This window comes from Pseudomonas sp., assembly GCF_050739935.1.
Lineage (GTDB): Bacteria > Pseudomonadota > Gammaproteobacteria > Pseudomonadales > Pseudomonadaceae > Aquipseudomonas.
The window spans coordinates 1-7,209 of the sequence record NZ_JBOICF010000056.1 but is presented as its reverse complement, the minus strand read 5'-3'; the positions used below and the strand labels follow the sequence as shown (position 1 = coordinate 7,209).

At 60.5% G+C, this 7,209-nt stretch carries 4 protein-coding genes; 3 read left to right on the top strand and 1 reads right to left on the bottom strand.

The window, feature by feature from the left end; genetic code table 11:
- On the bottom strand, positions 1-1,379 hold a 1,379-nt coding region (locus ACRER8_RS09655; protein WP_431746102.1), incomplete at its 3' end, for a retention module-containing protein.
- Between the two features lie 421 nt (positions 1,380-1,800).
- Between ACRER8_RS09655 and ACRER8_RS09650 the strand changes: the two genes are divergently transcribed.
- From ACRER8_RS09650 to ACRER8_RS09640, 3 genes are read left to right on the top strand one after another with little or no spacing between them, the layout of a single operon-like run.
- On the top strand, positions 1,801-3,156 hold the full coding sequence (locus ACRER8_RS09650) for a TolC family outer membrane protein (protein WP_431746101.1): 1,356 nt from the start codon (positions 1,801-1,803) through the stop codon (positions 3,154-3,156).
- 32 nt (positions 3,157-3,188) lie between these two features.
- On the top strand, positions 3,189-5,360 hold the full coding sequence (locus tag ACRER8_RS09645) for a type I secretion system permease/ATPase (RefSeq protein WP_431746100.1): 2,172 nt from the start codon (positions 3,189-3,191) through the stop codon (positions 5,358-5,360).
- Positions 5,361-5,372: 12 nt separating this feature from the next.
- Positions 5,373-6,716 (top strand): HlyD family type I secretion periplasmic adaptor subunit, encoded by a 1,344-nt coding sequence (locus tag ACRER8_RS09640; protein WP_431746099.1) that lies wholly within the window; start codon positions 5,373-5,375, stop codon positions 6,714-6,716.
- Positions 6,717-7,209 lie beyond the last annotated feature (493 nt).

The following is a 7,209-nucleotide window of genomic DNA, read 5'->3' as shown; positions in this document are numbered from 1 at the left end:
GCATCGCGAATGCTGTAGGTGAAAATGTCCTGCGCGTCGCCGTGACCGCCGGAATTCGAGTTAGCCATATAGGACGCATGACCGCTCGCATCCACGGTCAACGTGCCGTACAGCCCTTGAATCACCGCGCCGACGCCACCCAAAACAGGGGTTGAAGTATCGCTGCCGGCGCGCACGCCGACGATCAGCCCGCCGGCGCCTGGCCCATCGGCACCGGCCAGATCATTGGCGAGAATGTTGCCGCTGGTCTCGCCACCTTCCTTCACATAGCTGATATCGGGGTTGGCCTGGGGCACATCATCGAGCACGTGAACGTTGATGGTGCCATTGCCGACATCACCGTTGCCGTCTACTGCGTGGACGGCGATCTGTTCGTCGTTGATGGTGCCGTTGCCCTGGTTGTGGGCCTGCGGACCTGTGAGGGTGTAGGTGTAGCTCGCCTCGCCCGTGACCGGGTTGTAGTCGAGGATGGTCAGGGTGTTGCCCGACGGCAGGGTGACTGACTGCGGCGAGGTCAGTGGCACGCCGTTGACCACTACGTCGATCCCGCCAATGCTCAGTGTTTGCAGCCCATCGGGCGCAGTAATCCTGATTACACCGTTCTGAGTCAACGCACCCGCATTCGGGGCGCTGCCGTCGGCCAGATTGGCCTCGTTCAGCGTCACCTCGCTGGCACCGAGCGCGACGCCGTTGTTGGCGGGTGGAGGCGGCTCATCCGGCGGTGTCACTACCGGGGGTGTGACGACAGGAGGGGTCACTTCGGGTGGCGTTACTTCCGGCGGCCCGACCACCGGTGGCGTGATGACAGGCGGTTCGACAGGCGGCGCGATCACCACCGGGGGCAGCGAGTTGTCGCCGTTGCGGTTGGGATCCCCAATGATCTCGCCATCGGGAACTTCGAATCGGAAGGACAAGCCGGCCGTGGGAAAGCCGATTGTTGGACTTACTACGCCTGCCGTTTCCGTTAACAGCACAAAACTGTGACCGCCGCCCAGCGCTGACGGCGCCCCTCCGGGATTGGCATTGCCAGCGGCAGGCGCATCGGCCACCTGGCTCGGGTCGGCGCCCGCAGCGATCAGTTGCTGCAACTGCTGCACGTCCGCCAATTGCGGTTGGCCCGAGGCAGCGGCATCCGGGGTGTCCACGTGAGTCGCATGATTAGCGAGGATTTCCGGGGTCAGCGGCATGCTGCTGTCGCGCCCGAGGGTCAGTTCACCGCCCTTGGCCAGATGCACCGCCACCGCGCCCGAGGCTCCGGTTTCCAGCAACTCGCCGGCATAAACCTTGTCGCCTTCGACCACCAATCGCTTGGTGCCGTTGCTCGCCACCGCAAAAACATCACCCACCACTGCTCGCACAGTACCGATCAACCTGGCCATATCCACTCCCTTGCTGCATAAACCGGATCAGAAAATGTTACGAATACAACAAAAAATGTTTGATCTGCGTACAGAAATGGCTAGGAGCTATCATCGTGCGACAATTTTATGTCGCTGAATCTTTTCAAGTTTTTTGCTCGAAAAACCACTTGATTGTACGCCGTCAAATTTCCGTTGAAAGCCGCATATAAACCTAACTTCGCCTGTAAAACCTTGAATATCGGCGATTCCTGAAAACAACCTTCGCCGGAATACCCAAAAATACATAAGTTTTTTTTGGAATAAGCCTTATGAAAAAAACGTCTGAGCATTTCTGAAAGTTGTTCTTAGCTGTGATGTTACAAACCTGATACGGTTTTACCAGCCAGATTCGCCGGTTTTTTGGCGTAAACAGCAAGACACTAATCCAGGGAGAGTTCTCATGCGCGATTTGACCCCGCTCTACAGTGCAGTTGTGTTGGCGGTGGCCTGCGCCCAAGCGCAAGCCATGTCACTGAATCAGGCGATTCAGAACACCATCGACAATCACCCGGAAATTCACTCCAACGTGAACAACCGATTGTCCGCGGACGAAGACGTAAAAATCGCCAAGGGAGGCTATCTTCCGACCGTGGACTTGCTTGCCGCCTATGGCCGCGAGCACACCGACAGCCCCACCACTCGCTTTCGGGGCAACCACAACGAAGAAACCCTGAACTACACCCAGTCGGAACTGCGTCTGCGGCAGATGCTGTTCGATGGTTTCAACACCAAAAACGAAGTCGGTCGCACCCAGGCAGTGGTCGACTCCCGGGCGTACTACCTGCGTGGCACCTCCGAAGACCTCGCGCTGCGGGCCATCGAGGTTTACCTGGAAGTGCTCAAACGCCGCGAGCTGCTGGATCTGGCCAAGAACAACCTGCAGGCGCACCTGCGCATCAACGATCAGATCGGCCTGCGCACCAATCGTGGCATTGGTAGCAACGCCGACAGCGATCAGTCCAAGGCTCGTCGTGCATTGGCCGAGAACAATTTCTACACCGCCCAGGTTGACCTGGCCGATGCCGAAGCCAACTTTTTCAGCGCCGTGGGCCGGATGCCCGATGAACTGGAAGCACCGCCTTCGATCAAGGGCGAAGTGCCGCCCAGCCTGAGCGACGCCAAGCAAAGTATGCTGACCAACAACCCCTACCTGAAATCGGCCCAGGCCGACGTCAATGCCGCCGAGAAGCAGTACGAGGTCGCCAAGTCGCCTTTCTACCCGCGCTTCGACGGCGAGCTGGCGGTGGGTGCGAACAACAATCTGCAGGGCGAGGAAGGCCACGACAACGAATGGCGAGCCGCCGTCGTGATGAATTACAACCTGTTCAACGGCAACCGTGACAAGGCCCGGCTGAATTCGGATTCGTACAAGACCGGCCAGGCCATGGACATCCGCAACAACGCGCTGCGCATGATCAACGAGAACCTGTCGCTGGCCTGGAACGCCATGAACAACGCGCGCATCCAGACGCCGATTGCCCGCGAATACGCCGAAACCACGACCAAGGTCCGCGCGGCCTATCAAGACCAGTTCGGCCTGGGTCAACGCACTCTTCTGGATCTTCTGGACAGCGAAAACGAACTGTACAACGCCGCCCGCCGCTACACCGAACTGCGCTACACCGAGGAATATTCGATGTATCGGGTGTTGGCCACCGAAGGTGAACTGTTGAACAAAGCGCGCGTGATATTGCCAGCCGCTGCGATCGCCCTGACGGAAGTCAAAAGCGAAGCCCGCCTGCCCGATCTGAAATAGTGAAGTAGCGCGCGAGCGCTGGGGAGAAGTCTATGACCAGCATGGAACTGCCAATTTTAGAATCAGCACCGTTCGACCCTCGTTCGAACTTCGACGACCCGCTGCTGGATGGTTTGCTCATCCTCTGCCGGCTTCACGATTGCAGCGCCAGCCGCAGCAGCCTCAGCGCTGGCCTACCCCTGGCGCAACAATCCCTGAGCGTCGAGCTTCTGCCCCGCGCCGCCGCCCGCGCCGGTCTGCAGGCGCGCATCCTGCGCCGCAACCTGAACGCCATCGACAGCCTGAACCTGCCTGTTCTCTTGCTACTCAAAGGCAATCGCTGCGCGATCCTTCGCCGCTGGGAAGAGGACGGTCGAGCCCTGATTCTGCCCAGCGAAGCAGACGGCGGCGAACAGCGCGTCAACCGTGAAGAGCTGGAGACGCTCTATACCGGCCAGGCGCTGTTCGCCCGCCCCCGTCACGAACTGGAAAACCTGCGCGCGCCCTTGGTCCCTCGGGTCAACGCCTGGTTCCGCGACACACTCAAACTGTCCCGCGGGCTGTACAGCGATGCGATTCTTGCCAGCCTGCTGATCAACTTGCTGGGCTTGATGGTGCCGCTGTTCGTCATGCAGACCTACGACCGCGTCGTACCCAATCAGGCGACGTCGACACTGTGGGTGCTGGCGATCGGGCTGCTGGTCGGCACCGGTTTCGAATTGACCCTGCGTCTGGTGCGCGCCCGTCTGCTGGATCAGGCCGGAAAAAAGACCGACGTGATCCTCTCGGCGACGCTGTTCGAGCGCATCACTGGCATGTCGATGAAGGCACGCCCGGCGACCGTCGGCGGTTTCGCCCAAAGCATTCATGACTTTCAGGGCCTGCGCGAATTTCTCACCGCCGTGACCCTGACCAGCCTCATCGACCTGCCATTCGCGGTGCTGATGCTGGCGGTGATCGGGCTCCTCGGTGGCTGGCTGGTGGTGATTCCGCTGGTGGCGTTTCCGGTCACGATTCTGTTCGCCTGGATCATCCAGATCCGTCTGCGCGACACCGTCGAGCGCAGTCTGGCGCTGGGTGCCGAACGCCAGGCGTTGCTGGTGGAAACTCTCGGCGGCCTGGAAACCCTGAAAGCCTGCGGCGCCGAAAGCGAACGCCAGCACAAGTGGGAATCGACTCATGGTGCCCTCACCCGCCTGGACAGCCACGCCCGCGACCTGTCGGCGCTCGCCAGCAATGGCACGCTGTTCATCCAGCAGTTCTCGGGCATGGCGACCATCATCGCCGGGGTCTACATCATCATCGCCGGCAACCTCACCGTCGGCGCCCTGGTCGCCAGCTACATGCTCGGCAGTCGTGTACTCGCGCCACTGGGACAGATCGCCGGGCTCATCACGCGCTATCAACAGGCGCAGGTCACGATGAAAAGCACCGATGCGCTGATGGCCCTGCCGCAGGAGCGCGAACCGGGCAAAAACCCACTGCAGCATACTCAGCTCAAGGGCGAGATTCAGGTGGTAAACGCCAGCTTTGCCTACGGCGGACCTGGTACGGCAGCAGCGTTGCAGGATGTGAGCATCGGCGTCAGGCCCGGCGAGCGCGTCGGCATCATCGGTCGCAGCGGCTCGGGCAAAAGCACTCTGGCGCGGCTGATGATGGGCTTTTACACCCCGGACGAGGGGCAGCTGTTGCTGGATGGGCTGGATCTGCGGCAGGTGGACGTTGCCGATCTGCGTCAGCAGGTGGGCTATGTCGCCCATGACCTGCCGTTGCTGGCGGGCACCTTGCGCGACAACCTGACCCTTGGCGCGCGCTACGTCACCGATGCGCGGATGCTGGAAGTCGCCGAGCTGACCGGCGTCACCGAGCTGGCACGCAATCATCCGCTGGGCTTCGATCGGCCAGTGGGCGAGCGTGGTCAGCTGTTGTCAGGCGGGCAGCGGCAGACGGTGCTGATGGCGCGCGCGCTGTTGCTCGACCCGCCGATCATGCTGCTCGATGAGCCCACCAGCCATATGGATAACGCCAGCGAGGACGTCCTGCGGCAGAAACTGTTTGAGCGGATGCAGGGCAAGACGCTGCTGCTGGTCACCCATCGCATGTCGATGCTGAGTCTGGTGGATCGGTTGGTGGTGCTGGACAACGGCAAGGTGGTTGCCGACGGCCCGAAAGATCTCGTCATCGAAGCACTGCGCAAGGGCCGTGTCGGCCCGACCACGGTTTAAGGAGCGTTACCCATGTCATCCGCTCACAGCTATTTTCACCCTGGTCGTCAGATCGATGCCGAGTTCATGCCCGAAGTTGCAGGCGTTGCCGCGCAGGACTCCTCCCGAGGTTCGCGGCTCACGGTGTGGATTGCCGCAGCCCTGATCCTCACGGCGCTGGTCTGGGCCAAATTCGCCGTCCTGCAGGAAGTCACGATGGGCGAAGGCAAGGCGATTCCGTCGAGCAAGGTTCAGGTGATCCAGAACCTGGAAGGCGGCATCGTCACCGAGATTTTCGTGCGCGAAGGACAGATCGTGAACAAGGGCGACACCCTGCTGCGCCTGGACGACACGCGGTTTCTGTCGAACAAGGGTGAAAGCGAGGTCGACAAATACACCCTGATGGCCCAGGTGGATCGCCTGTCGGCAGAGTCCGAGGGGCGTGCGTTCAAACCGTCGGCCGAGGTGCTGAGCAAGGCGCCGCAAGTCGCGGCCGATGAGCAATCGCTGTACGACTCGCGCCAGCGGCGTCTGGCCAGCGAACAGCGCACGCTGCAGGAGCAATTGCGGCAGAAGATGCAGGAAGTCGCCGAGTTTCGCTCCAAGCAGGACCAGTACCGTAATCAACTGGGCTTCATTCAGCAGGAGCTGAGCATGTCGGCACCCTTGGTCAACAGCGGCGCGGTGTCGCCGGTGGAGATCATCCGGCTCAAGGGCAAGGCGTCTGAAGCGCGGGGTCAGATGGACGCGACATCGCTGGCGATTCCCCGTGCGGAAGCGGCGATCAACGAGATCAAGAGCAAGATTCAGGAATCCGTAGACAGCTTCCGCTCAGACGCTGCGAAAGACCTGAACGACAAACGCTCGGACCTGGCCAAGGCCAGCGCCACCAGCATCGCCATCGACGACCGCGTGACCCGTACCACCGTGACTTCGCCGGTCAAGGGCATCGTCAAGACGCTCAAGGTCAACACCATCGGTGGCGTGGTTCAGCCCGGCAGCGACATGGTGGAAATCGTCCCGCTGGAAGACAACCTGCTGATCGAAGCCAGGGTACGCCCGCAAGACGTGGCCTTCCTGCATCCGGGCCAGAAAGCTATGGTCAAGTTCAGCGCCTATGACTACACCATCTACGGCGGCCTGCCCGCCAAACTGGAACTGATCGGCGCAGACACCACCACCGATGACAAAGGCAACACCTTCTACCTGATCCAGGTACGCACCGACAAAAACCACTTGGGCAGCGACGACAAACCGCTGCTGATCATCCCCGGCATGGTCGCCACCGTGGACATCATCACCGGCGAAAAAAGCGTGATGGATTATCTGTTGAAACCAGTGCTCAAAGCGCGGACCGAGGCGTTGCGGGAGCGGTAACTAGGGCCCCGCGAAGAATGTGCCTGGAGCAGGCTCAACTGTGGGAGGGAATTTATTCGCGAAAAACCGTGCGGGCGATAGCGATGTATCGGCTGTACCGGCCCATCGCGAATGAATTCGCTCCCACAGAAGTCCAAGGACCCCGGGAAGAATGCGCCTGCCACAGGCTCAACTGTGGGAGCGAATTTATTCGCGAAAAATCGTGATGGCGATAGCGATGTATCAGCTGTACGGCCAATCGCGAATAAATTCGCTCCCACAGAAGTCCAAGGACCCCGCGAAAATTGCGCCTGCCACAGGCTCAACTGTGGGAGCGAATTTATTCGTGAAAAATCATGCTGAGGATAGCGATGTATCGGCCGTACGGCCCATCGCGAATGAATTCGCTCCCACAGAAGTCCAAGGGCGCCGCGAAGAATGCGCCTGCCCCAGGCTCAACTGTGGGAGCGAATTTATTCGCGAAAAATCATGCTGGCGATAGCGATGTATCAGC

Coding starts and splice junctions, on each gene's coding strand:
- ACRER8_RS09645 (WP_431746100.1), top strand. CDS start 3,189: ATGACCAGCATGGAACTGCCAATTTTAGAATCAGCACCGTTCGACCCT.
- ACRER8_RS09650 (WP_431746101.1), top strand. CDS start 1,801: ATGCGCGATTTGACCCCGCTCTACAGTGCAGTTGTGTTGGCGGTGGCC.
- ACRER8_RS09640 (WP_431746099.1), top strand. CDS start 5,373: ATGTCATCCGCTCACAGCTATTTTCACCCTGGTCGTCAGATCGATGCC.